The 2,944-nt window shown below is 37.6% G+C and carries 3 protein-coding genes and 2 pseudogenes; 4 read left to right on the forward strand and 1 reads right to left on the reverse strand.

The window, feature by feature from the left end; genetic code table 11:
- The 3 genes and pseudogenes from MKL51_RS17645 to MKL51_RS17655 all read left to right on the forward strand — a co-directional run.
- Nucleotides 1-435, forward strand: a pseudogene (locus MKL51_RS17645) (IS5-like element ISAba13 family transposase); the annotation flags it as partial.
- 39 nt (nucleotides 436-474) lie between these two features.
- Entirely contained in the window at nucleotides 475-963 is a 489-nt protein-coding gene (locus MKL51_RS17650; RefSeq protein WP_049065942.1) for a hypothetical protein, read from the forward strand.
- Nucleotides 964-976: 13 nt separating this feature from the next.
- On the forward strand, nucleotides 977-1,123 hold the full coding sequence (locus tag MKL51_RS17655; RefSeq protein ID WP_160310229.1) for a hypothetical protein: 147 nt from the start codon (nucleotides 977-979) through the stop codon (nucleotides 1,121-1,123).
- Between the two features lie 18 nt (nucleotides 1,124-1,141).
- Here MKL51_RS17655 and MKL51_RS17660 read toward each other — a convergent pair.
- Nucleotides 1,142-1,672 (reverse strand): annotated as a pseudogene (locus MKL51_RS17660) (IS6-like element IS1007 family transposase); the annotation flags it as partial.
- Nucleotides 1,673-1,736: 64 nt separating this feature from the next.
- Here MKL51_RS17660 and MKL51_RS17665 point away from each other — a divergent pair.
- Nucleotides 1,737-2,902 (forward strand): IS3-like element ISAba22 family transposase gene (locus MKL51_RS17665; RefSeq protein WP_085944217.1). Its coding sequence is split into 2 segments (ribosomal slippage): nucleotides 1,737-1,995 and nucleotides 1,995-2,902, totalling 1,167 coding nucleotides; the frame shifts between segments, so codons are not numbered across the junction.
- Nucleotides 2,903-2,944: the final 42 nt, after the last annotated feature.

A 2,944-nucleotide genomic window follows, 5' to 3' on the forward strand; every position in this document is an offset into this window, starting at 1 on the left:
ACCAACAATGTGAGTGATTCACAGGTACTTGGTGATTTACTCGATCAGATTCCACAAGATGAGAGAGTTGACTCCGTCTATACCGATGGAGCTTATGATACCAAACAGTGCCGACAGGTCATTGCGGATCGGCAAGCACATGCAGTGATTCCACCAAGAAAAAATGCGAAGCCATGGAAAGATAAAAAGATGAGCTCGCTAGAACGCAATGAGTTGCTTCGAACAGTTAAACGTTTAGGAAGAACTATTTGGAAGAAATGGTCAGGCTATCATCGGCGAAGTTTGGTTGAAACCAAGATGCATTGCATCAAATTATTGGGGGATAAACTCAGTGCGAGAAATTTTCAAAGCCAAGTCAATGAGATTCATGCACGTATGGCAGTATTAAATAAATTTACGGACTTAGGCAGACCACATACCCGAGTTGTCACTTAAATTTGAGTAGATATGAGAAGTCTTAACTTTTAAATCTTTGTGCAACAAAGCCTAGAGCAAGAAAAAATTAGACAGCAAGCTAATTTACTTTCTAATATTTCATTGAAAGCAAAGCTTGGACATAATTTGGGTGGAGGTTATGGCAAATTTTTGTACCAACAAGATTTTAATGATAGGGATATGTCATCTAAATACTTTGAGAAAGAAATCAAATCAGGAAGAAAACACATCCATGCTATTGCTCCAGGAATGTACTGTATCAATCGTGCATGTAGTATGAGAATTGGTATAGAATTTCCTGAATGTGTAGATTGTGATTGGTCAATTATTGAAAGTACAGCTTATGCTCAAGCTGTAAGACAAGAAAGTATAAACATATTAGAGGTTCTAAGCATTGAAGGACAGTTATCCGATGACATTTACGAATTTCACAAAATACGCATCCAAGCTGCTGAAAAAATAATGCAGAGTATGAACTTAAACTTTGAACCTTATAAAATTATGACAGTCCCGAGAGATCAACTTTAATAGGTATTTTTATATGGCAAAGATTAGAAATCCCGAAGTTACTAGACAACAATTACTTGATGCTCTTGAACGATTAGAAAAAGGACAACCTGAACGTTTAACAGGTCGATTTAAACTAAATATTAAAGGCACTGTTGCAAATAGGGATCTGAGTCGATGATTTTCCCTTCAAAAAAGCTTAGAGACCGAAAACTCTATTTACTAGCCAAACTTCTCCTAGAATATTACCGTTATAAAATAATGAAGCTTGTCCTTTGCGTAGAGCACGCATAACCTCAATACCTTTAATTGTGGCATAAGCCGTTTTCATAGACTTGAATCCCAACGTAGCCTTGATGATTCGTTTGAGCTTGCCATGATCACATTCAATCACGTTATTCTTGTATTTAATCTGTCGATGCTCCAAGTCTTCAGGACACTTTCCTTCCTGTTTTAGTCGCGACAAAGCACGGCCATAGGTATGAGCCTTATCAGTGTTTATGACTCGTGGAATCTGCCATTTTTTGACATGATTCAAAATCTTACCAAGAAAACAATAAGCTGAATGGGTATTTCGTCTAGCAGAAAGATAGAAATCAAGAGTATGGCCACGTTGGTCAACTGCACGGTATAGATATGCCCATTTGCCATTCACTTTTACGTAAGTTTCATCCAGATGCCATAAATGTCGATCTGTAGGATTACCCCAATACCAACGTAAACGTTTTTGATGTGTGCTGAAAAAACAGGAGGTTTTAACTTGGTAAACTAAACACACTCATCAGGAGTTTACCATGAGCAAGAAACACAAGACTTACACCACAGAATTTAAAGCTGAAGCCATCAAATTAATTGAAGCCAATCAAGGCAATGTCTCGGAAACAGCTAGACAACTTAGCATTTCAATGCAAACTCTTTCAAATTGGAATACCAAAGCAAAGGCTGGAACTTTAGCAGGTACAAAACAGTATTCACCTGATCTAAACGCTCTACTCGAAGAAAATAAAAAACTCAAACAACAGCTCAAAATAGCTGAAATGGAACGTGAATTTTTAAAAAAGGCAGCAGCGTACTTTGCCAAAGAAAGTCAGTAAGGTACGCCTATATGAAACAAAAAAGATATTCTTTTCCAATTACCTTAATGGCTCGATTACTTCATGTTTCAGTTTCATGTTTTTATGATTGGCTCAAGAGAGGCGTGAGCAAAAGAACGATTCAACGAAATCAACAGACGATATTGGTGAAAATAGCCCATGAGGAGACAAGGCAGAGCTATGGTTATATTCGATTAACCAAATACTTACAAGCTCAGGGCATAAAAATGAGTATGTACGCTGTACGTCAGATAAAAGCGCTGAACCACCTGTATTGTAAGCGACACAAGCGTTTTAAAAGGACTACGAATAGTGACCATAATCGAGCGATCTATGAAAACCTGCTGGAGCAACAATTCTCAATGACTAGACCAAATCAAGCATGGTCAAGTGATATTACGTACATATGGACTGTTGAAGGATGGCTGTACTTAGCAGCGGTAAAAGACCTTTACACGAAACAAGTGGTTGGCTATAGCTTAAATGAGCGCATGACAGCACAGCTTGTTTGTAATGCGCTAAATATGGCTATTCACAATCAAAAACCAACCAAAGAACTGATTGTGCATTCAGACAGAGGAAGTCAATATTGCAGCCATGAATATCGAAATATACTTGAGCAATATGGTTTTCAAGGTTCAATGAGCAAGCGCGGAGACTGTTACGATAATGCACCGATTGAAAGCTTTTGGGGAATACTGAAAAATGAGTTAGTGCATCATTACAACTATCAAACCAGAGAAGAAGCCAAAGCAGATATTATAAAATACATTGAATTATTTTATAATCATCGAAGAATTCAAAAGGGTTTGGGTTTTAAGACACCAAATCAAATGGCCGAAGACTTTTATAAGTTGGCTGCCTAGAATCTCCCAAGGGAAAGTCTCCTGATAATTCAGCGTATATCA

The sequence above is a fragment of the Acinetobacter sp. AOR18_HL genome (genome assembly GCF_027855145.1).
Taxonomy (GTDB): Bacteria; Pseudomonadota; Gammaproteobacteria; order Pseudomonadales; family Moraxellaceae; genus Acinetobacter; species Acinetobacter pittii.

Bases quoted from the DNA above. Each gene is read 5' to 3' on its own strand.
- MKL51_RS17655 (WP_160310229.1), top strand. From the start codon at position 977: ATGGCAAAGATTAGAAATCCCGAAGTTACTAGACAACAATTACTTGAT.